This is a genomic window from Modestobacter lacusdianchii (assembly GCF_054177765.1).
Window position 1 is genome coordinate 84,172 of sequence record NZ_JBJJTJ010000003.1, and the last position, 21,229, is coordinate 105,400.

Here is a 21,229-nt window from a genome sequence, read left to right on the forward strand (position 1 = left end):
CCCGCTCCGGGACCGAGGAGACCGGGACGGGCACGGCCGACCCACGGCCCGCCGTCCACCGCACGGGTGGAGGTCACATGCGCACGATCGACGAGGGCACCGGCGGACAGGGTGACGCCAGGGCCGAGCAGGCCGGTGACGCCCGGAGCCGGGCGTCCCGGGCAGGGACGACCACGATCCCCACGCCGACCCGGCCCGGCCGGGCAGCGCGGGCCGGGATGCCGACCATGCACCTCCCGCACACCGGGAGCGCACCGTCCCCCCGCGCCGGTGCCGGCGCGTCCGTGCCGTCGCAGGCGAGCACCGGCGTCGCCGAGCTGCTGCGCGGCCCGGTCCGCCAGGCGCGGGTGCTGCTGTCCGTGCCGGCTGCGGTGTACCTCTCCGTCCCGACGCCGCAGGGCCCCGACGTGGTCGGGGTGCTGACCTCCGACGCCGCCCGGCTGCCACTGGGCTGCGTGCTGTTCCGGCCGTCGAACGGTCGCCCGCTGGTGACGGTCCCCAGCGGGGCCCCGGCCCAGGTCGGCGGTGGCCGGCTGGTCGTCGGTGACCTGGTGGTCAGCGCCGCCGCCTGGTGGGACCCGCGCCCGAAGCTGCCCACCGCCCGCCCGGCGCTGCTCCCCGAGGGGGTGCGGCAGCTGCGGGTGGCGCTGTACGGCGAGGGTGTCTCGCACAGCGCCTTCGCGTTGCCCGGCCTGCCCGGTGGTCCCAGCGGTCCGCTCGCTGCGCTGCGCGGCGCGGTCCGGCGGGCCGACCTCGACGCCGCACTGCGCACCGCCACCCGGTTGGTCGGCCTCGGCCCGGGCCTGACGCCGGCCGGGGACGACGTGCTGGCCGGCACCACCGCCGGACTGGTGCTGCTGGGCCACCCCGCGGCCGAGCGGTTCGGCGCCGGGGTGACCGGGCTGGCCGCCGGGCGCACCACCGAGCTGTCCCGGGCGCTGCTGCGCCACGCGGCCGCCGGGCGGGTCAGCGGTGAGTTCGCCGCCGTGCTGCGCGGGCTGGTCGGCGACGGGGCGCTGGCCCCGGCGATCAGCGCGCTGCTGGCGACCGGCTCGACCAGCGGCCGGGCCCTGGCCCTGGGGTTGTGCACCGCGATCGACCTCGTCGACCGCACCGCCCGGCCCCGCTGACCCCGGGGGGGGGGGGGGGGGGGGGGGGGGGGGGGGGGGGGGGGGGGGGGGGGGGGGCGGGGGGGGGGGGGGGGGGGGGGGGGGCCGGCGGGGGGGGGCGGCGCGGGGGGAGGCCGGCGGGGGCGCCTGCTGGTTGTTGAAAATGCACCTCACGCCCGCGGTGTGGGGGTGGTGGGGCGCGGCCGCCCCCACCTCGCTGCCCGAGGCCCCGGCCGGGGGCAAGAACTGGGACTACCGCTACGCCTGGGTGCGCGACTCCGCGTACGCCCTGACCGCGCTGTTCCGCTTCGGGCTGCGGGAGGAGACCCACGGCGCGATCAGCTGGCTGCTGTCCACCATCCGCGAGCACGGCCCCGAACCCCAGGTCGTCTACTCCCTGGCCGGCGGGCCGGTGCCGCCGGCGCAGTTCCGCGACGTGCCCGGCTGGCGGGGCACGAAGCCGGTGGTGGTCGGCAACGACGCCGCCGAGCAGCTGCAGCTGGGCGTCTTCGGTGACCTGTTCTCCATCGTCTCGCTGTACGTGGAGCACGGGAACGTGCTCGACGCGCACACCGGCCGGCTGCTCACCGAGATCGCCGACCTCACCTGCGACCGGTGGCAGAGCAGGGACTCGGGCATGTGGGAGCTGCCCGAGCACCGGCACTACACGACCTCCAAGCTCGGCTGCTGGGTCGCGCTGAGCAAGGCGGTCGAGCTGGCCGAGGCCGGGCACATCCCCGGCGACCCGGCCCGCTGGCGCAGCGAGGCCGAGCGGATCCGCACCTGGGTGTCGGACCACGCCTGGTCCGAGGAACGCGGCGCCTACGTCTGGTACCCCGGCACCCAGGAGCTGGACGCCTCGATCGTGCTGCACGCGATCAGCGGGTTCGACCGCGGCGAGCGGATGAGCCGCACCCTGGACGCGCTGCGCGAGGAGCTCGCCGACGGCCCGTACCTCTACCGGTACAGCGGCGCGGCAGAGGAGGAGGGCGTATTCCTCGCCTGCTCCTACTGGACGGTCTCGGCCCTCACGCTGTGCGGCCGGGTCGAGGAGGCCCGCGAGCTGATGGAGCAGCTGATGGGCGCCGCGAACGACGTCGGCCTGCTCGCCGAGATGCTCGACCCCGCGACCGGCGACCTGCTCGGCAACCTGCCGCAGGCGCTCAGCCACCTGGCGCTGGTGAACGCCGCGATCACCGTCTCCGAGGCGCTCGACGCCGACTGAGCGGTGCGTACCCGGCCGGCTGCGGCCGGTGGGCACGCACCGTGCGCCCGCCGAGGCGGGCCCGCGGGACGTCGCCGGGGCGCCGCCGCGAGGACCCTCGAGTGGACGGCGGCGCCGTCCGGGCACCGCCGGGGAGGAGGGCGCCCGATGTACGCCAGGACCACCACCGTCCGCGGCGACCCGGCCGCGGTGGACGACGGGATCGCCTACGTCCGCGAGGCCGTCTGGCCGATGCTGCGCGGCATGAGCGGCTGCGTGGGCACGTCGATGCTCGCCGACCGGGACGCCGGCCGCTGCATCGTCACCGCCGCCTGGGCCACCGAGGAGGCGATGCGGGCCAGCGCCGTCCCGGTCGGTGAGCTGCGGGACCGCGCGGCCGAGGTGATGCGCGCTGAGGCCGTGCACATCGCCGAGTGGGACATCGCCGTCCTGCACCGGCTGCACCCCACCGGCGAGGGCGCCTGCGCGCGGGTGGTCTGGACCGAGAGCGACCCGGCCCGGCTCGACCGGGTGGTCGACGCGGTCGGCATGAGCCTGCTGCCACGGCTGGCCGACCTGCCCGGCTTCTGCAGCCTGAGCCTGCTCGTCGACCGGGCCACCGGCCGCGCCGCGGCGACGACCACCTACGCCGACCGGGCGTCGCTGCAGCAGTCCCGGGACATCGGCGCGGCCCTCCACGCCGACGTCGCCGTCGCGCTGGGCATGCGGACGATCGAGGTGGCCGACTTCGACCTGGCGATGGCGCACCTGCGCGTCCCCGAGCTGGCCTGACCGGCCGCTCCTCCTGCCGGGACCGCCGGATGGTGGCAGGGTGCAGGGTCGGCGCCCGACCGGGCGCCCGGTCCGGAGCCCCACCACGGACCAACGACGCCGACGACAGGGGACGACGTGCAACCGCGGGTGCTCGGCGGGCGGTACGAGCTCACCTCCCTGATCGCCACCGGCGGCATGGGTCAGGTCTGGCAGGCCCGTGACCGGGTGCTCAGCCGGGACGTCGCGGTCAAGCTGCTGCGCAGCGAGTACACCGGTGACCCGACGTTCCTGGCCCGCTTCCGGGCCGAGGCGCAACTGGCCGCCGGCCTGGTGCACCCGAACATCGCCACCCTCTTCGACTACGGCGAGGTGCCGCCGGCCGCCCCGGGCGAGGAGCACCTGGCCTACCTGGTGATGGAGCTGGTGCGCGGCGAGTCGCTGTCCGGGTTGCTGCGCCGCGGGGGCCGGCTGCCGGCCGACCGCACGCTGGAGGTGCTGCGGCAGAGCGCCGCCGGGCTGGCCGCCGCGCACGCCGCCGGGGTGGTGCACCGCGACGTCAAGCCGGGCAACGTGCTGCTCGGCGCCGACGGCACGGTGAAGATCACCGACTTCGGCGTCGCCGTCTCCGGGTCCAGCGTGCCGCTCACCCAGACCGGTCAGGTGATCGGCACCCCGCACTACCTCTCCCCCGAGCAGGCGCAGGGCGCCCGCGCGACCCCGGCCAGCGACGTCTACGCCCTGGGCCTGATCGGCTACGAGTGCCTGGCCGGCCACCGTGCCTTCGACGCGGACAGCTCGGTGCAGGTCGCGCTCATGCAGATCCGGGACACCCCGCCGCCGCTGCCCGGCGACGTCCCCCCGCCGGTGCGGGCGTTCATCGACGCCACGCTGGTCAAGGACCCGGCCGCCCGCTTCCCCGACGGCGCCGCCGTCATCGCCGCGATCGACGCCGTGCGCGCCGGTCGCCCGCTGCCCCTCCCGGCCGGCGCCGACCGGACGACGGTGCTGCCCGCCGACGACGACCGGACGACGGTGCTCCCGCCCGCCGCTGCGCAGACCTCGGTGCTGCCGGCGGCCGGCGCCGCCGCGGGTGCCGCCGCCGGCGCCGCCCGGCCGATGCCCCCGCTGCGCCTCCCCCCGGAGTCGGAGACCGGAGCGCGCACTGCCGCAGCACCGTCCGACCGCCCGGCACGCCGCTGGCGGCGGGTGCTCGTGCCGCTCATCGCCGTCCTGGTGCTCGCCGGGCTGGTGTTCGGCGGTCTGCAGCTGGCCGGCAGCGGGGGCGACGAGCCCACCGCAGACCCCACCACCTCCACCAGCTCCACGGGTCCGAGCTCCACCCCCTCGGCGACCGCGGAGCAGGTCACCATCGCCTCGGCCGACTACGAGGGCCGGCCCTACCCCGACGCCCAGGCCGACCTGGCCGCACTGGGGCTGGAGGTCACGCTCCGCCCGGTGCAGACCGGCGACGCCGACGAGGGCGACGTCCTCTCGGTCAGCCCGGAGGGCCGGCTCGCGGCCGGCAGCTCGGTGACCGTCAGCTACGCCACCGCCCCGCCGGCGACCCCGACCCCGTCGCGGCAGCCGGTGCCGGTGCCCACCGTCACGCCCGACTCCGGCGACGGCGGCAACGAGGACGAACCCGACGAGGACGAGCCGGACGAGAACGAGGGCGGCGGCAACGGCAACGAGGGCAACGGCAGCCAGGGCGGCGGGAACGGGAACGGCGGGGGCAACGGCGGCGGGAACGGCCAGGGCAACGGGAACGGCTGACCCCACCGCACCCGCTGTTGCCCCTCCCGCCGGCGCCCTCGGCAGGAGAAGATGAGCGCGTGCAACCGGACGGGCAGCTCCTCGGCGAGCGCTACGAGCTGCTCGGGTCGATCGCCGTCGGCGGCATGGGCGAGGTCTGGCGGGCCCGCGACACCCGGCTGAACCGCGAGGTCGCCGTCAAGGTGCTGCGCCACGAGTTCACCGCCAACCCGACGTCGCTGGCCCGGTTCCGCGCCGAGGCGCAGCACTCCGCCGGGCTGCTGCACCCCGGCATCGCCACGCTGTTCGACTACGGCGAGGTGCTGCCCGGCCCCGCCGGCGGTGAACACCTGGCCTACCTGGTGATGGAGCTGGTGCGCGGTGAGTCGCTGTCCGGGCTGCTGCGCCGGGAGGGCCGGCTGCCGGCCGACCGCATGCTGGAGATCGTGCGGCAGGCCGCCGCCGGCCTCGCTGCCGCGCACGCCGCCGGGATGGTGCACCGCGACGTGAAGCCGGGCAACGTGCTGCTGGGCACCGACGGCGCGGTGAAGCTCACCGACTTCGGCGTCGCCGTCTCGGCGGCGAGCATGCCGCTCACCCGCACCGGCGAGGTGATCGGCACCGCCAACTACCTCTCCCCCGAGCAGGCGCAGGGCCTGCGGGCCACCCCGGCCAGCGACGTCTACGCCCTGGGCCTGGTCGCCTACGAGTGCCTCGCCGGGCACCGCGCGTTCGACGGCGCCGACCCGCTGGCCGTCGCCCTGCGCCAGGTGAACGAGACCCCGCCCCCGCTGCCGGACCACGTCCCCGAGCCGGTCCGCCGGCTGGTCGAGCGCGCCCTGGCCAAGGACCCGGCCGAGCGGTTCGCCGACGGTGCCGCCCTGCACGCCGCGGTCGACGACGTCATCGCCGGGCGGCCGCTCGGCAGCCCGGCCGGTGAGCCGCGCACCGCGGTCATGCCGGCGCTGCGCGCACCGGAGCCGGCGGCCCGGCGGGCGCCCACCCCGGTGCCGCCGTTCCCCCCGACCCGGGTCTTCGCCGTCCCCGACCCCACCGCCACCGGGCGGCACCACGCCCCTCCGGAACCGGGCGACGAGCAGCTGGCCGACCAGCACGTCGACGACCTGCCCGACCTCGACGACGAGGAGCTCGACGACCTGGAGCACCGGCGTCGCTGGCCGATGGCGCTGGCCGCGGTGCTCACCCTGGTCGTGGTCGCCGGGGGCACCGTCGGGTTCCTGCAGCTGGCCGGTGACCGGCGGGCCGAGCAGGCGGCTGCGCCGACGTCGAGCAGCCCGGCACCGTCGTCCGCACCGGCGGTCACGCTGATCAGCCTGTCGAACGCCGACCTCGTCGGCCGCCCGGTCCCCGAGGTCGAGGCCGGGCTCGTCGAGCGGGGGCTGCAGGTGACCCGGCAGCCGCTGGAGACCGACGACGTCCCCGACGGCCAGGTCATCGCGCTCAACCCGGTCGGCCAGGTCGTGCCCGGCACCGTCGTCACCGTCACCCACGCGGTCGCCCCGCCGCCACCGGCTCCGGCCCCGGCGCCCACCCCGGAACCGGCACCCGAGCCCGACCCCACGCCCGCCCCGGCCCCGGTCGAGGACGACGCCCCGCCGACCGAGGACGACGACGAGCGCTGGGACGGCGAGGACTGGGAGCGCTGGCTCGAGGAGAACTGGGAGGGCTGGGAGGACCGCCGCGGGCGGCAGGGCGGCTGACCGTTGCGGTCCCCCAGGGTGAGGCCGGTTGACAAAACCGGTTGCCGGGTCGGCAAACTGGTCGGCGTGAGCGACGTCGACGCGGTGCTGCAGGCCGTCGGACCCCGGCTGCGCGCGCTGCGCCAGCGCAGCGACACCACGCTGACCCAGCTGTCGGAGACCACCGGCATCTCGATCAGCACGCTCTCCCGGCTGGAGTCCGGCCAGCGGCGGGCCACCCTGGAGCTGCTGCTGCCGCTCACCCGGGCGCTGCAGGTGCCGCTGGACGAGCTGCTCGACGAGCCGCCGTCCTCCGACCCCCGGGTCCAGCCGCGCCCGGTCCAGCGCCACGGCATGACGATGCTGCCGCTCACCCGCCGGCCCGGCGGACTGCAGGCCTACAAGATGATCATGCCGCCCGGCCACCCCGCCGGCGGGCTGGAGCTCAAGACGCACGAGGGCTACGAGTGGCTGTACGTGCTCAACGGCCGGTTCGTGCTGTTCCTGGGCGAGCAGCGGCTCGAGCTCACCCCCGGCGAGGTGGTGGAGTTCGACACCCACGTGCCGCACGCGCTGACCAACCCCGGGCCGGCACCGGTCGAGCTGCTGGCGCTGTTCGGCCCGCAGGGCGAGCGGATGCACGTGCGCGCCCGCCCACGGTCCAGCGGTCAGCCGGACGGCGACTGAGGCGGCCGGCCACCCGCACCGAGCAGGTCGCCCCGGGGGCGGCCGCGGCCGCCGGCTCGGCGTGCGAGGCGGCCCGCACTCGGTGAGGCTGGGGCCGGCGGGGCCTGAGACCACGGGCCTGCCTCCCCTCGAGTGCTCCGGAGACCCGCCGTGCCTGATCGCGAACCGCAGGAGATCGCCCAGACCGCTGCCCAGACCGGCGCGAAGAAGACCCGTCGCACCTGGGACAAGGTGCTCGTCAGCGCCTTCCTGGCCGGGGCCTACATCGCCTTCGGCGGGCTGGTCGCCATCGTCGTCTCCTCCGGGCTCGACCCGGAGACCTGGGGGACGCTGCCCACCCTGTTCACCGGCGCGACCTTCACCCTCGGGCTGGTGCTCGTGCTGATCGCCGGCTCCGACCTCGCCACGGGCAACATGGCGCTGGTCCCGCTCGGCGCGATGCGGGGCAAGATCGGCGTCGGCGACGTGGCCAAGAACCTCTCGCTGGTGCTGGTCGGCAACCTGATCGGCGCGCTCCTCGTCGCGTACTTCCTGGCCGTGCAGACCGGGGTGATCGGCGACGCCGACGCCACCGGCACCGGTGCGCTCACCTACGAGCGGCTGGCCTCGATCTCCGAGGGCAAGGCGCTGGGCGAATCGGCCTGGCAGACGTTCCTGCGGGCCGTGGGCTGCAACTGGCTGGTCTGCCTGGCGGTCTGGATGTCGCTGGCCGCCAAGGAGGTCTCGGGCAAGATCCTGGCGATCTTCTTCCCGATCATGGCCTTCGTCGCGATGGGCTTCGACCACGTCGTGGCCAACATGTTCTTCCTGCCGGCCGCGATCTTCGCCGGGGTGCCGGACATCGGCTGGGGCGACGTGCTGCTCAACTGGCTGCTGGCCGGGGCGGGCAACCTGGTCGGCGCGGTGGTCTTCGTGGCGACGTCCTACTGGTACCTGTTCCTCAAGGACGCCCCCGACGAGGCGGACACCTCCGAGAACACCCGGACGCCGGACGCCGAGCGCGCCTGATCAGGCGGCGGGGCCGTCGCGAGGGTCGACTACCTCGGTCGCCCCGTCCTGCTCGGCGGCGGCCGGCCGGTCCTGCTCGCGCCGGAAGCGCCGCGACTCCAGCACCACGTAGGCGAACACCACGACCAGGGCGAAGTTGAAGAACGCCTCGCCCGCCTCGCCGTCGAACAGGTGCTGCACCAGCTGCACGACGTTCCAGGCGGCGGCAGCGGCGGCGGCCACCTGGACGCCGACGTGACCGAACCACTCGGGGCGGGTGGGGGCGGCGGACATGCTCCTGAGGCTAGCCGGGCGCGGAAAGCCACACCGCGAGCCGCGCTGCGCCCCGGCTCCCGGTCGGGGAGGGTGGGGAGGTGAGCACCGAGCGAAGCGGCAGTGGATACGTCGAAAAGGGCCAGGAGTACCAGCGCGACCAGAACTACATCACCGACCGGATCACCGCCGACGGCTCCAGCGGCTGGCCGGTCGAGGCCGGCCGGTACCGGCTGGTCATCGCCCGGGCGTGCCCGTGGGCCAACCGCGCGGCGATCGTCCGGCGGCTGCTCGGCCTGGAGCAGGCCATCTCGATGGGCATCTGCGGCCCCACGCACGACGCACGCAGCTGGACCTTCGACCTCGACCCCGACGGCCGCGACCCGGTGCTGGGCTACGAGCGGCTGCAGCAGGCCTTCTTCGCCCGCGACCCGGAGTACCCGCGCGGCATCACCGTGCCCGCGATGGTCGACGTCCCCACCGGGGCCGTGGTCACCAACGACTTCAAGCAGATGACGCTGGACTTCTCCACCGAGTGGTGGGAGCACCACCGCGACGGCGCCCCGGATCTCTACCCCGAGCACCTGCGGGCGGAGATGGACGAGGTGATCGAGCGGGTCTTCACCGAGGTCAACAACGGGGTCTACCGCTGCGGCTTCGCCGGCTCCCAGCGGGCGTACGACAAGGCCTACGAGCGGCTGTGGACGGCGATGGACTGGCTGGAGGAGCGGCTCACCACCCGCCGCTTCCTGATGGGCGACACCATCACCGAGGTCGACGTCCGGCTGTTCACCACGCTGGCCCGGTTCGACGCCGTCTACCACGGCCACTTCAAGTGCAACCGGAACAAGCTGACCGAGCTGCCGGCGCTGTGGGCCTACGCGCGCGACCTGTTCCAGACCCCGGGGTTCGGTGACACCACCGACTTCCCGCAGATCAAGGAGCACTACTACGTGGTGCACGCCGACATCAACCCGACCCAGATCATCCCGATGGGCCCGGACACGTCGGTGTGGCTGACCCCGCACCACCGCGAGCAGCTGGGCGGCCGCCCGTTCGGCGACGGCACCCCGCCGGGGCCGCCGATCGACGGCGAAGTGGTCCCGCCCGAGCACGGCCCGGGCGGCATCGGCCACCGCTGAGCACGTCGCTCCGACCGGCTCCCGGTCGGAGCGACGCCCAGCGGCGCGCGTCAGCCGTCCTCGCCCTCACCTTCGCCGCCGCCTTCGCCGCCGCCCTCACCTTCGCCGCCGCCTTCACCTTCGCCGCCGCCCTCACCTTCGCCGCCGCCCTCGCCGTCGAGCGTGTCCGGACCGATGGTCTCGGGGACGTCGACCGTCGGGACCTCGACCTCGGTGTCCGCGGCGTCGCTGCAGCCGGTGAGCGCCAGGCCACCGGCCATGAGCAGGCCGGCCAGCGTCTTCGTCGTCGTGCGCATGGTCGTTCCTCCGATCGGACCGACGTTCGGCCCTCCCCACCGGCCTGCCCACCGCAGGGCCGGGGCATGCGCCGACCGGCCGCCGGCCCCGACGGGGCCGTCCCGTGCAACGGCGGAACGCGCGGGGGGCCCGCGCAGCTGGTTGGCTGACCAGCGTCCGGACCGCAGCGCCCGGTGGTGTCAGGAGAGGCGGCGCACTGGTGGCTCCACCGTCCGTACCGGCTCTCGTGCCCCTCGACGAGCTGGCCCTCCACCTGCCCAGCGCGGGCCCCGACCCCCTGCCCGGGAGCACGGCGCTGGCCGCCGTCCTCGGCTACGCCCGCGGCCGGCGGCCACTGCGGTACCGCTCCCCCAACGAGCGCGAGGGCCGGTGGGTGCAGGTGCCCGCGTTCGGCCACGACCGCTTCGACGCCCGCCCGGTGCCCACCGGCCCGCTCGGGGACGACGACGTGCTGGTCGCCGAGGGGCTGCACGGCCGGCTCGACCCGGACGGCTGGAGCGCGGTGCGCACCTGCCTGGACGACGTGCAGCCGGCCGCCGATGCACTCACCGCCCGCGCGGCCGGCCGGGCGTTCTGGGAGCTGCCCGACGAGGAGCTGTCCGTGCTCGGCGAGCCGGGCACCGTCGGCGCCGCGCTGCGCGGACTCGGCGAGCTGCCCGGCCGGCAGGCCGGGTACGTCGTCGCCGCACTGCACCACCGGCACCCGGCGCTCGTGCCGCTGCTGAGCCGGGCCACCTGGCTGCAGTCGGTGGCGCACCTGCGGGAGGGCGACAGCAGCGTCGCCGCGGTGGTGCACCGCGAGCTGCGCGCCAACCCGGCCGCCTTCACCGCACTGGAGGCCGCCGTCGCCGAGCTGCTCGGCCGGCCGCTCACCCGGCTGCGGCTGCACGACCTCCTGGTGTGGCTGGCCGGCACCCTGCGGCTGACCACCGCGGTGGCCCTCGGCGAGGCGACCGACGAGTGGCGCCGGCACACCGCCGCCGGCCGCCCCGGCGTCAGCGGCTGACCGGGGCCGCCCAGCGCGGGTCGCGCCCGGTCGCCCCCAGCAGCCGGTCCAGCGGCGGGGCGTCCGGCGCCACCGGCACGGCCGGACCGAAGAGGCCGGGCGCCTCGTCGGCGGGCGCGTCGGAGCGGTCGCCGACGAAGTCCAGGCACACCTGGACGCTCGCCGGGTCCGGGTCGTAGCCGGCGCCGACCGCCACCGCCACGTCCCAGCCGTGCACCACCAGCTCGTCGAGCACCACCCGCGCCCAGACCGGTGCCGGCAGCACCACCCCGGCGCCCTCGGCGACCCCCTCCCAGGCGGCCGGCTCCCGCCAGGCGGCCACGAGCGCACCGAGCTCGTGCGGGATGCGGGCGCGCCAGTCGGCCGGCAGCGCCTCCGCCCCGCCGGCCGGCGTCCCGACGTCCGGCTGCTTCTCCGCCACCATCCGCAGCCCTACGGCGAGCCCGTGCACGTGGGCGAGCAGCCCGGCCACGGAGGTGTCCGCGCAGGGCGTGGCGTGGGTGAGCTGGTCGTCGCGCACCGCAGCCACCACGCGGGTGAGCTCGGCAGCTGCAGGGCTCAGGTCGAGGTCCGTCGTCGTCGTCATGCAGGTCAGACCGGCGCGGGCCCGGGAACTCACCGCCGGCACGCGCTGGTGCGTCGCGCGGCAGGCGCGCAGGCTGCTCGCAGCTCGACCGCAGGACCCAGCGAGGCCACCGACCGCACGCACCCGCGGGCACCGTCGCCCGCATCGAGGGGGAGCCATGTCGACCACACCATCCCGCCGTCCCCGCCCCGGCCTGGCCATCGCCGCGGCCGCCACGCTGGTCGGGGGCGTCGTCGTCCTGCTGCCGTCGGCAGCCGTCGCCGGCGGTGACCCGCAGGGCGGTGGCCACAGCCACGGCGGCGGGCACGACGGCGGACACGGCCAGGGCCCCGGCGGCGGCCACCGGCACGAGGGGCGCAGCGTCATCTTCGTCAACGGCGACGGCATGGGCGCCGCCCACCGGGAGGCGGCGAGGCTGGACCAGGAGGGGTTCGACGGCCGGCTGGCGATGGACTCCCTGCCCGTCGCGGGACTGCAGACGACCGATGCCCGCGACCCGGAGGACACCGTCACCGACTCGGCCGCCGCCGCGAGCGCCTGGGCGACCGGCGTGAAGACCTACAACGGGGCGATCAGCGTGGACGTCGACGGCGAGCCGCTCCTCCCCCTGGGCACCGAGGCGGCGCAGGCCGGCCTGTCCACCGGGCTGGTGACCACGACCCAGGTCACCGACGCCAGCCCGGCCGCGTTCTTCAGCAACTCCACCGACCGCTACGCGCAGGACGACATCGCCCGGCAGTACCTGGAGGTGAGCCGGCCACAGGTCGTCCTGGGCGGCGGCGAGGACTGGTGGCTGCCGGCCGGCGACGAGGGCGAGCACGCCCCGCGCACCGGGGACACCGAGGACCCGGAGGTCTCCCGCAGCACCCAGGGCGACCTCGTCGAGCAGGCGGAGGAGCTGGGCTACGACCACGTCAGCACCGCCGAGGAGCTCGCCGCCAGTGACGCCGACCAGCTGCTCGGGCTCTTCGCCAACGAGGAGATGTTCCAGCAGCGGCCCGAGGGGCAGGGCGACGAGTTCGACCCGGAGGTCTCCCTGGCCGACATGACCACCCGGGCACTCGACGTCCTGTCCGAGGACGAGGACGGCTTCTTCCTGCTCGTCGAGGAGGAGGCCGTCGACGAGATGAGCCACGTCAACAACGGTGCGCGGGTGCTCGAGGCCATGCGGTCGCTGGACGCCGCGGTCGAGGTCGCCCGGGCGTTCGTCGCCGAGCACCCGGACACGCTGCTGATCGTCACCGGTGACCACGAGTGCGGCGGGCTCAGCATCGAGGACGTCGACCCGACCGACGAGAGCGGGCCCAACGGCACCCTCGAGCAGGAGGCGCCGATCGACGGCGAGACCGAGTCCGGTGAGGACGGTCCGTTCACCGTCGCCGGCGCCGAGGAGCACGACTTCGCCCTCGACTGGACGACGACCGGGCACACCGGGGTGCCCACGGTGCTGACCGCGGAGGGGCCCGGCAGCGAGGCCCTCGGCGGCTACCAGCCCAACACCCACCTGCACGAGGTGATGCGGGAGGTCCTGCTGGGCTGACTGTGAGTCTGGCCGGGTCGGTTCATCGGTGATGAGCTGACGGCCGGCAGCGGCGAGCGTGACTCTTGGTCTGACTGGCTTCGTGCCCTTGACGGGACTTGTCCGCTCGTTGTTGCCGGCACCGGCCCGGCCGGAGACGTTGGCCTGATCAGGAGCTTGACCGCCAGTTGGCGCTGGCGTGTCTCATCACAGTCCTGCCATCTCCGCACCGGACCGGGACCTGCTGCGTCCCACCGGTCAAGGAGAAGAACGCATGTCCATGCTGGCAGAGCTGGTCGAGGTCGTCATCGGCGTCGACACACACAAGGACACCCACACCGCCGCAGTGCTCGATGCCCGCACCGGCGGGGTGCTGGCCCGTGTGACGGTCACCGCCGATCCCGACGGCTACCAGGCGCTGGTCGAGCTGGCCGAGCAGCACTCGGGGCTGCGGGCCTGGGCAATGGAGGGCACCGGCGGCTACGGAGCCGGCTTGGCCCGCCACCTCGGCGAAACCGGTGAACTGGTCATCGAGCTGGACCGGCCCAAGCGCCCCGCACGGCGAGCCGGGGCCAAGTCCGACCCGATCGACGCCGAACGCGCTGCCCGTGATGCCCTGGCCCGGACCCGGCTGGCCCAGCCCAAGACCGGCCCGGAGCGGGCCGCGCTGCAGATGCTCCTGACCACCCGCCGCGCCGCCGTCGAGGCCGCCAGCACCGGCCAGCGGCAGCTGCTGGCGATGGTCATCACCGCGCCGGAGACGGTGCGCGCCCGGTTCCGCGGCCAGACCACCCGCGCCATGATCACCACCGCCACGAGACTGCGGCCTGGCGCCAGCAACGGCGACATCGAGGTGATCACCGCGCTGACCGTGCTGCACGACCTGGCCGGCCGCATCCGCTTCCTCGAGGCCGAAGCACTCGACCACGAAAAGGCCATCCGCGCGATCGTGCGGTCCTGGCGGCCGGACCTGCTCGAACTGACCGGGGTCGGCCCGATCGTGGCCGCCACCGTGCTCACCGCCTGGTCCCACCCCGGCCGCTGCCGCAACGACGCCGCCTTCGCGATGCTCGCCGGCACCGCGCCCATCCCGGCGTCCTCGGGCAAGACCGTGCGCTACCGGCTCAACCGATCCGGTGACCGCCAGCTCAACCGGGCCCTGCACACCGTGACCCTCACCCGGCTGCAACGCGACGAGCGCACCCGCGCCTACGCCGACCGCCGCCGCACCCAGGGCAAGACCGACCGAGAGATCAAACGCTGCCTCAAGCGGTACATCGCCCGAGAGCTCTACCGACACCTCGAATCACCACCGATGGCGGCTTGACGCGGCATAGGAGCGTCCCCAGCGCCGGGCCGAGGGCCGGCGGTCGTGTTGGACTGACCCGGCCGCGGTGGGCCGCCACTCTCGGGGGCGGGCGGCCCTCCGCAGCCACCCGCACGCGGAGGGTGGTGACCCGCCCGGTCACCGCGCGCGGCAGCCGTCGTCGGCGCGCCGTCCCCGGTACCGAGCGAGCACAGTTCGCCTCACGGCAGCGCTGCCGAGGCCCTGCCGGAGCACCGCCGTCCGGGAGGAGAGCTGCGGATGTACGCACGGACCGCCACGCTGCGAGGCGACCCCAGGCGGGTCGACCAGGCGATCGCCTTCGTCCGCGACGAGTGGCTGCCGGCCGCGACCGACCTGGACGGCTGCACCGGGCTGTCCATGCTCGTCGGCCGCCGCACCGGCCGGTGCATCGTCACCAGCGGCTGGGCCGACGAGCAGGCGATGCTGGCCAGCGCGGAGAGCATGCGCCCCGACCGTGCCCGGCTCGGGAAGCTGCTGGGTGCGGTGCCGGTGGTGGCGCAGTGGGAGATCGCGGTGCTGCACCGGGCGCAGCCGACCGGCCCGGACGCCGTCTGCCGGCTGGTCTGGAGCACGCGGCCCGACCCGTCGGCCCTGGACGACGACGTCGCCACGTTCCGGATGGGCCTGCTGCCCCGGATCGAGGAGCTCACCGGGTTCTGCAGCGCGAGCCTGCTCATCGACCGGGTCTCCGGCAACACCGTGCTGGCCGTCGCCTACGCCGACCGGGAGGCGATGCTGGTCGCCGGTCAGCGCGCCGACGCGGTGCGGGAGCAGTACGCCCGGGCGATGGGCGGCCGGATCACCGAGGTCACCGACCTCGACCTGGCCGTCGCCCACCTGCGGGTCCCCGAGACCGTCTGACCGGGCTCCCCTGACCCCGCGCGCGGGGCGGGGTCAGGTGGTGGGGCGACCGAGGTACACGACGCCCGTCGCACCGGGGACGGCGATCTGGGTGAACCCGAGGCGGGCGTAGAACCCCAGGGCCCGGGTGTTGGCCGGGTCCACGCCCAGGTGCACGCCCGGCGCCCCGGCCGCGGCGACGGCGCCGGTGAACGCCTCGATCAGCACCCGCCCCCAGCCGGCGCCCTGCGCCTGCGGCAGCAGGTCGACGTGCAGGTGCGCCGGGTGGCCGGCGAGCTCGGGCACGAGCATCCGCTCCGGCCGGCGCAGCAGCACCACCATCGCCTCCTCCGGCGTGCGCGGCGGGTCCGGTGGTGCCGGGTACCGACCGGCCAGCCGGGGCAGCCACCTCGCCCGCCAGGCGGCCACGAAGCCGGCGGTGTCCGCGGTGCCCAGCACGTAGCCGACGACCTGCCCGCCGTCGTCCAGCACGAAGGCCCGCTCGGGCTCGAGGTCGACGTACGGCCCGGCGAACAGGTCGGGCATCAGGTCGTCGGTCGACCACCGGCGGCGGGCGTCACCGCCGGCGTCGGCCGTGCGCACGCAGACGTCGTAGACCGCCGCCCGGTCGCTGCGCCGGTACGGCCGGACCACGGCCCCCGTGCAGGGGCCCGCCGCGAGCTTGCGAGTGGTGGGGGGCACGGGGGTCCTTCGTCACACCACCCGGGTCAGCGCCGGCCACAGAGCGTCGGGCCCGTCGGCGAGCAGGCCGGCGCCGAGCACCCCGGCCCACGCCGTCTCGGTGCCGGCCTCGTCCCGCCACGACCAGCAGCGCCGGGTGAGGTGGTGCAGCCGGTGCTCCTGGGTGAAGCCGATCGCGCCGTGCACCTGGTGGGCCAGCCTCGCCACCACCTCGACCGCGGCCCCGGCGCGCACCTTGGCCGCCGCGCAGGCCAGCACCGGCGACTCCCCGCGCTCCACCGCCTGCACCGCCGCGTCGACCAGCGCCGCCACCGCGGTCACCTCACCGGCCATCTCGGCCAGCTCCATCTGGATCGCCTGGAACTTCCCCAGCGGCCGGCCGAACTGCTGCCGCTCGCCGGCGTACTGCACCGTCCAGGCCAGCACCTGCTGCAGCGCCGCGGACAGCTGCACCGCCCGGGCGAGGGCGTACCGGGCCCGCAGCTGCTCGGCCTGCGCCTCGGTGAGCAGCGCACCCGGCGCGGTCACCCCCTGCAGCACCAGCGAGCCGCGCGGCTCACCGGCCAGGTTCGCCGCGGAGGTGACCTCCCGGCCGGCGACGTGCACCAGCGCCAGCACCGGGCCGACCGGGCTCGTGGCGAGGACGGCGAGGTGCTGGGCGACCCCGGCCCAGGCGACGTCGGTGGCGGTGCCGGTCAGCGTCCAGCTGCCCGGGCCGTCGCCGTCGTCCCGTGGCTCGGCGGTGACCGCGCCGCCGACGGCGATCGACAGCGGCTCCTCGGGCGCGGGCAGGTCCAGGTCAGCAGCCAGGACGGCGGGGGCGGCCACCAGCAGCTGCTCGGCCACCGGCACCGCCGCCGCACCGGCGGCCAGCGCCCCCACGATCGCGACCGCGTCGGCGAGCTCGCCGCCCGAGCCGCCGGCCTCCTCGGGCACCCCGACTCCGGTCAGCCCGGCCTCGGCCAGCGCCGACCACAGCCCAGCGTCCCACGGCCGGTCGGGGGTGAGCACGAACGGCTCGTGCCCGGTCAGGATGTCCCGGACGGTCTCGACCACCAGGTCCACGTCGGAGGAGGTCATCGGAGCCCCAGCCCTCGTGCCACGATCCCGCGCAGGATCTCGTTGGTGCCGCCGCGCAGCGTGTAGCCCGGCGCGTGCAGCTGTGCCTCGGCCAGCGCCCGGCCCAGCGGGTCGGGTGAGTCCAGCGACGCCGGGACGTCGACCGCCCGGCGCACCTCGTCGATCACGTCGGCCTCGAACGTCGTCCCCACGTCCTTGACCAGCGCGGCCGGGATGTCGGGCAGCTCGCCGCGGTCGAGCGCGCCGGCGATCCGCAGCGACAGCTGGCGCAGCGCGAGCAGCCGGGCGGAGATCCGGCCGAGGGCCGCCAGCTGCGCCGGGTCGGCGGCGCGCCGGGCGAACTCGGCGATCAGCGGGTAGGTCGACAGGAAGCGCTCCGGCCCGGACCGCTCGAAGGCCAGCTCCGCGGTCACCTGGTGCCAGCCCGCGCCCTCCTCCCCCAGCAGCATGTCGCCGGGGACGACGACGTCGTCGAACACCACCTCGTTGAAGTGGTGGCCGCCGTCCAGGATCCGGATCGGGTTGACGGTGATGCCGGGCAGCGACAGGTCGACCAGCAGCTGCGACAGCCCCGCGTGCCGGCTGGCCGGGTCGGCCGGCGAGGTACGCACCAGGGTGATCGCGTAGTGGCTGGTGTGCGCGTTCGACGTCCACACCTTGGCGCCGTTGACCACCCAGTCACCGTCGCCGTTGCGGGTGGCCCGGGTGCGGATGGAGGCGAGGTCCGAGCCGCTGTCGGGTTCGCTCATCCCGATCACGAAGTAGCACTCCCCCGCGGCGATGCGCGGCAGGATCTCGGTGCGCTGCGCCTCGGTGCCGTAGCGCAGCAGGTTGGGCCCGGACTGCCGGTCGGCGATCCAGTGCGCCGCGACCGGGGCGCCGGCGGCGAGCAGCTCCTCGGTGACGGCGTAGCGCTCCATCGCCGTGCGCTCGTGCCCGCCGTAGCGCTTCGGCCAGGTCATGCCCAGCCAGCCGCGCTCGCCGAGCTTGCGGGAGAACGCCGGGTCGACCCCGGAGAGCCAGGTGTCGACGTGCGTGGTGAAGGTGCCGGCGGCCAGCTCGGCGGCGAGGAACTCGCGGACCTCGGCGCGCACCTCCTCCGCGGCCGCCGAGCGCGGCGCGGGCGCCAGCGTCAACGAGTTGCTGCCCATGCGGTGCTCCCCACGTCGGTGTGGTGCTCGGTCCGGTGTCGGTTCTACAGGGCGCGGCGCAGCAGCACTCGTCGGGAGGGTCCGCAGGGCCTTGCGCCCACCGGACAGCGGTCGCACGCTCCGGGGATGAACGCGACCCCCCGTGCCGTCGCCCCGGAGGACGTGGCGGTGCTGATCGGGCTGCTCGCCGTGCTGGAGGCGCACCTGCTCGCCGGCGACGTGCCCGACCACCTGTCCGGCCGGCTGGCCGAGCGGTTCCGGCGGCTGGGCCTGCTGCCCGAGCCCGGCGACGACGTGGCGCTCCGCGAGGCCCTGGACGCGCTGAACCAGCGGCTGCGCGCCGTCTTCGGCGACCACGAGGCGACGACCGGGCCCTGACCGGCGCGACCGGGCCCTGAGCGGTGCCACCGGACGTGGTGCACTGGCCGCCCAGCCACCGACCCCGGGAGCCACCGATGAGCGACCCCTTCGACCTGCAGCGGTTCGTCGACGCCCAGGAGGGCGGCGGCACGTACGACCGGGCACTGGCCGAGCTGCGCGCCGGGCGGAAGACCAGCCACTGGATGTGGTTCGTCCTCCCCCAGCTGACCGGCCTGGGCAGCAGCGAGATGGCCCGGCGGTACGCGATCAGCGGCGCCGACGAGGCCCGCGCGTACCTGGGGCACCCGGTGCTCGGCCCGCGGCTGCGCGAGTGCGCCCAGGTGCTCACCGGTCTGGACAGCGACGACCCGGTCGCCGTCCTCGGCGAGATCGACGCACGCAAGCTGCGCTCGTCGATGACGCTGTTCGCCTCCGTCTCCGACGACCCGGTGTTCGGGCAGGTGCTCGAGCAGTACTGCGCGGGCGACCGCGACCCGGAGACGACCTCCCGGCTCTGACCGACCGGACGCCGATCGTCCGCAACCGCTCCTACGGTGCCGCCATGAGCGACGTGACCCCCTGGGAACCACCGATGGACGGCACCGAGGCCGAGCACCTGCTCGGTGCCCTGGACCGGCTGCGCACCACCTTCCGGTGGAAGGCCGCCGACCTGGACGCCGCCGGCCTGCAGACCCGGATCGGCGCGTCCGATCTCACCCTCGGCGGGTTGCTCAAGCACCTGGCCGTCGTCGAGGACGACGTCTCCGCCCAGCGGCTGAGCGGCGCGCGGATCGGTGAGCCGTGGGAGTCGATCTGGGCCGGCGACGACGACTGGCCGTTCACCTCCGCCGCCGACGACAGCCCCGAACAGCTCTACGCCTGGTGGGACGACGCGGTCGCCCGGTCACGCCGGCGGTTCACCGCCGCAGTGGCCGACGGTGGGCTCGACCAGCACGTGCACCTGACCGGCCCGGACGACGAACCGGTCGGCCTGCGCCGGCTGGTGTGCGACCTGATCGAGGAGTACGGCCGGCACGCCGGGCACGCCGACCTGCTCCGGGAGGCCGTCGACGGGCTGGTCGGTGAGGACCCGCCGGCCGGCTGGCGACCGCGGGTGGGCCGGCTGCCGGTCGGCTGACCGACGACCCGGCGCGACCGAGGGTTGCCAACTGTCGGCTAACGGAGTTAGCTTATGGCTAACAGCGTTAGCCAGCCAGGAGGCAGACATGACCGAGCACCTGACCGTCGACGGCGGCACTCTCGCCTACGAGGTGACCGGCGACGCCGGGGACCTCGTCGTGCTCGCCCACGGCATGGGCGACAGCCGCGAGGCCTACCGCTTCCTCGCACCGGCCCTCGTCGCGGCCGGGTACCGGGTCGCCGCCGTCGACCTGCGCGGTTGCGGGGAGTCCAGCGTCGGCTGGCCGTCCTACACCCGGACGGACATCGCCGGTGACCTCCTCGCGCTGGTGGAGCACCTGGGCGGCCCGGCCGTGCTGGTCGGCCACTCCATCTCCGGTGGCGCCGTCACGATCGCCGCGGCGCAGGCCCCGGCTCTGGTCACCGCGGTGGTGGAGCTGGCGCCGTTCACCCGCAGGCAGCAGATCCGCCTCGGTGACCTGCGGGTGGCCCGGTTCCGGCGCGGCATGCGGCACCTGCTCGGCACCGCACTGCTCGGCAGCACCGGGCAGTGGCGCCGGTACCTGGAGGTCGCCTACCCCGGGCCGAAGCCGGCGGACTGGGACGCCCGGCTCGACCGGATCGAGGCGATGCTGCGCGAGCCGGGCCGGATGGCGGCCGTGCAGCAGATGGGCAAGGGCACCCCCGCCGACGCCGGCGAGCGGCTGGCCGACGTCCGCTGCCCGGTGCTGGTCGTGCAGGGCAGCCTGGACCCCGACTGGGCCTCACCGCAGGCCGAGGGCGAGGCGATCGTGGCCGCGCTGCCGGCCGGGCTGGGGCGGCTGGCGGTGGTCGACGGCGCCGGGCACTACCCGCACGTCCAGTTCCCCGACCAGGTGAGCGCCTTGGTGCTGCCGTTCCTGGCGGCCGCGCGTGCCTAGGGCCGGGCTCGACCAGGCCGCGGTCGTCGCGGCCGGGGCCGCGCTCGCCGACGAGATCGGCTTCGCCGGCCTGACCATGGGCCGGCTCGCCGAGCGGGTGGGCGTGCGCACCCCGTCGCTGTACAAGCACGTCGCCGGCCAGGAGGACCTCAACCGCGCGATCGCCGCACTCGCCCTCGACGAGGCGGCCCATGCGGTCGGCACCGCCACCCAGGGGCGCGCGGGCCGGGACGCGCTGGGTGCCGCCGCCGGCGCGTTCCGCGACTTCGTGGTCGCCCACCCGGGCCGGTACGCGGCCACCATCGGCGTCGAGCCGACCGGACCCGACGACCCGATCGCGCTCGCTGGGCTGCGGTTGCTCGAGGCGTTCTCTGCGGTGCTCGACTCCTACGCCGTCGGGCCCGGGCACCGGGACCACGCCCTGCGCACGGTGCGCAGCGCGCTGCACGGCTTCGCCACGCTGCAGTCCGCGAACGGCTTCCAGTGGTCCGCCGACGTCGACGAGAGCTTCGAGTGGCTCGTCGACCTCCTCGACCGCGGCCTGCGCAGCGCCCTCCACCCCACGACCAGCGCCGGTTCCGCGGAGAGGACGACATGACCACCACCAGCGGCCACCACTGAGGGCCGCTGCCGAGCCGCCGTGCAGGACCGG

At 75.6% G+C, this 21,229-nt stretch carries 23 protein-coding genes; 17 read left to right on the plus strand and 6 right to left on the minus strand.

Annotated features, from left to right (window positions below):
• Positions 1 to 77 precede the first annotated feature (77 nt).
• From ACJTNH_RS03005 to ACJTNH_RS03035, 7 genes are all read left to right on the plus strand, one after another.
• Complete coding sequence (locus tag ACJTNH_RS03005; protein ID WP_458172787.1) at positions 78 to 1,130, plus strand: DUF2877 domain-containing protein; 1,053 nt, start codon at positions 78 to 80, stop codon at positions 1,128 to 1,130.
• A 142-nt stretch (positions 1,131 to 1,272) separates the two neighbouring features.
• Entirely contained in the window at positions 1,273 to 2,334 is a 1,062-nt protein-coding gene (locus ACJTNH_RS03010; RefSeq protein ID WP_458172788.1) for a glycoside hydrolase family 15 protein, read from the plus strand.
• Positions 2,335 to 2,481: 147 nt separating this feature from the next.
• Positions 2,482 to 3,105 carry an antibiotic biosynthesis monooxygenase gene (locus ACJTNH_RS03015; RefSeq protein ID WP_458172789.1) on the plus strand — a complete coding sequence of 208 codons (624 nt, stop codon included), beginning with the start codon at positions 2,482 to 2,484 and terminating at the stop codon, positions 3,103 to 3,105.
• Between the two features lie 117 nt (positions 3,106 to 3,222).
• Positions 3,223 to 4,860 carry a protein kinase domain-containing protein gene (locus ACJTNH_RS03020; protein WP_458172790.1) on the plus strand — a complete coding sequence of 546 codons (1,638 nt, stop codon included), beginning with the start codon at positions 3,223 to 3,225 and terminating at the stop codon, positions 4,858 to 4,860.
• Between the two features lie 59 nt (positions 4,861 to 4,919).
• Positions 4,920 to 6,560 (plus strand): protein kinase domain-containing protein, encoded by a 1,641-nt coding sequence (locus tag ACJTNH_RS03025; RefSeq protein WP_458172791.1) that lies wholly within the window; start codon positions 4,920 to 4,922, stop codon positions 6,558 to 6,560.
• Between the two features lie 66 nt (positions 6,561 to 6,626).
• Positions 6,627 to 7,226, plus strand: a complete 600-nt coding sequence (locus ACJTNH_RS03030; RefSeq protein WP_458172792.1) for a helix-turn-helix domain-containing protein — start codon at positions 6,627 to 6,629, stop codon at positions 7,224 to 7,226.
• Between the two features lie 150 nt (positions 7,227 to 7,376).
• Entirely contained in the window at positions 7,377 to 8,234 is an 858-nt protein-coding gene (locus tag ACJTNH_RS03035) for a formate/nitrite transporter family protein (protein ID WP_458172793.1), read from the plus strand.
• Here the strand turns inward: ACJTNH_RS03035 and ACJTNH_RS03040 are convergent, their stop codons facing one another.
• The gene (locus tag ACJTNH_RS03040; RefSeq protein ID WP_458172794.1) at positions 8,235 to 8,507 is read right to left on the minus strand and encodes a hypothetical protein; all 273 of its coding nucleotides are present in this window, start codon (positions 8,505 to 8,507) and stop codon (positions 8,235 to 8,237) included.
• An 80-nt stretch (positions 8,508 to 8,587) separates the two neighbouring features.
• Here ACJTNH_RS03040 and ACJTNH_RS03045 point away from each other — a divergent pair, with 80 nt between their 5' ends.
• Complete coding sequence (locus ACJTNH_RS03045) at positions 8,588 to 9,628, plus strand: glutathione S-transferase family protein (RefSeq protein ID WP_458172795.1); 1,041 nt, start codon at positions 8,588 to 8,590, stop codon at positions 9,626 to 9,628.
• 50 nt (positions 9,629 to 9,678) lie between these two features.
• Here ACJTNH_RS03045 and ACJTNH_RS03050 read toward each other — a convergent pair whose 3' ends face one another.
• On the minus strand, positions 9,679 to 9,924 hold the full coding sequence (locus ACJTNH_RS03050) for a hypothetical protein (protein WP_458172796.1): 246 nt from the start codon (positions 9,922 to 9,924) through the stop codon (positions 9,679 to 9,681).
• A 227-nt stretch (positions 9,925 to 10,151) separates the two neighbouring features.
• Between ACJTNH_RS03050 and ACJTNH_RS03055 the strand changes: the two genes are divergently transcribed.
• Positions 10,152 to 10,931 carry a hypothetical protein gene (locus tag ACJTNH_RS03055; protein ID WP_458172797.1) on the plus strand — a complete coding sequence of 260 codons (780 nt, stop codon included), beginning with the start codon at positions 10,152 to 10,154 and terminating at the stop codon, positions 10,929 to 10,931.
• Here the strand turns inward: ACJTNH_RS03055 and ACJTNH_RS03060 are convergent.
• On the minus strand, positions 10,921 to 11,517 hold the full coding sequence (locus ACJTNH_RS03060; RefSeq protein WP_458172798.1) for a TIGR03086 family metal-binding protein: 597 nt from the start codon (positions 11,515 to 11,517) through the stop codon (positions 10,921 to 10,923). The genes ACJTNH_RS03055 and ACJTNH_RS03060 overlap by 11 nt on opposite strands.
• A 157-nt stretch (positions 11,518 to 11,674) precedes the next feature.
• On the opposite strand from ACJTNH_RS03060, the gene ACJTNH_RS03065 reads away from it, so the two are divergent.
• The 3 genes from ACJTNH_RS03065 to ACJTNH_RS03075 all read left to right on the plus strand — a co-directional run bounded on the left by ACJTNH_RS03065 (position 11,675) and on the right by ACJTNH_RS03075 (position 15,245).
• A complete protein-coding gene (locus ACJTNH_RS03065; RefSeq protein WP_458172799.1) occupies positions 11,675 to 13,057 on the plus strand; it encodes an alkaline phosphatase in 1,383 nt (460 codons plus the stop codon).
• A gap of 253 nt (positions 13,058 to 13,310) precedes the next feature.
• Complete coding sequence (locus ACJTNH_RS03070; protein ID WP_458172800.1) at positions 13,311 to 14,363, plus strand: IS110 family RNA-guided transposase; 1,053 nt, start codon at positions 13,311 to 13,313, stop codon at positions 14,361 to 14,363.
• A gap of 258 nt (positions 14,364 to 14,621) precedes the next feature.
• A complete protein-coding gene (locus ACJTNH_RS03075; protein WP_458172801.1) occupies positions 14,622 to 15,245 on the plus strand; it encodes a hypothetical protein in 624 nt (207 codons plus the stop codon).
• Positions 15,246 to 15,278: 33 nt separating this feature from the next.
• Here ACJTNH_RS03075 and ACJTNH_RS03080 read toward each other — a convergent pair whose 3' ends face one another.
• From ACJTNH_RS03080 to ACJTNH_RS03090, 3 genes are read right to left on the minus strand one after another with little or no spacing between them, the layout of a single operon-like run.
• Positions 15,279 to 15,926 (minus strand): GNAT family N-acetyltransferase, encoded by a 648-nt coding sequence (locus ACJTNH_RS03080; RefSeq protein WP_458172802.1) that lies wholly within the window; start codon positions 15,924 to 15,926, stop codon positions 15,279 to 15,281.
• A 12-nt stretch (positions 15,927 to 15,938) separates the two neighbouring features.
• Positions 15,939 to 17,006, minus strand: coding sequence for an acyl-CoA dehydrogenase family protein (locus tag ACJTNH_RS03085; protein WP_458172803.1), 1,068 nt, complete (start codon positions 17,004 to 17,006; stop codon positions 15,939 to 15,941).
• Complete coding sequence (locus tag ACJTNH_RS03090; RefSeq protein WP_458172804.1) at positions 17,003 to 18,157, minus strand: acyl-CoA dehydrogenase family protein; 1,155 nt, start codon at positions 18,155 to 18,157, stop codon at positions 17,003 to 17,005. The genes ACJTNH_RS03085 and ACJTNH_RS03090 overlap by 4 nt, the downstream gene beginning before the upstream one ends.
• Positions 18,158 to 18,283: 126 nt before the next feature.
• Between ACJTNH_RS03090 and ACJTNH_RS03095 the strand changes: the two genes are divergently transcribed.
• The 5 genes from ACJTNH_RS03095 to ACJTNH_RS03115 all read left to right on the plus strand — a co-directional run bounded on the left by ACJTNH_RS03095 (position 18,284) and on the right by ACJTNH_RS03115 (position 21,175).
• Entirely contained in the window at positions 18,284 to 18,535 is a 252-nt protein-coding gene (locus ACJTNH_RS03095) for a hypothetical protein (RefSeq protein WP_458172805.1), read from the plus strand.
• Positions 18,536 to 18,612: 77 nt separating this feature from the next.
• Positions 18,613 to 19,035 (plus strand): DUF1810 domain-containing protein, encoded by a 423-nt coding sequence (locus ACJTNH_RS03100; protein ID WP_458172806.1) that lies wholly within the window; start codon positions 18,613 to 18,615, stop codon positions 19,033 to 19,035.
• 44 nt (positions 19,036 to 19,079) lie between these two features.
• Complete coding sequence (locus ACJTNH_RS03105; protein WP_458172807.1) at positions 19,080 to 19,655, plus strand: mycothiol transferase; 576 nt, start codon at positions 19,080 to 19,082, stop codon at positions 19,653 to 19,655.
• 88 nt (positions 19,656 to 19,743) lie between these two features.
• On the plus strand, positions 19,744 to 20,577 hold the full coding sequence (locus ACJTNH_RS03110) for an alpha/beta fold hydrolase (RefSeq protein ID WP_458172808.1): 834 nt from the start codon (positions 19,744 to 19,746) through the stop codon (positions 20,575 to 20,577).
• Entirely contained in the window at positions 20,570 to 21,175 is a 606-nt protein-coding gene (locus tag ACJTNH_RS03115) for a WHG domain-containing protein (RefSeq protein ID WP_458172809.1), read from the plus strand. Before ACJTNH_RS03110 ends, ACJTNH_RS03115 begins: the two co-directional genes overlap by 8 nt.
• Positions 21,176 to 21,229: the final 54 nt, after the last annotated feature.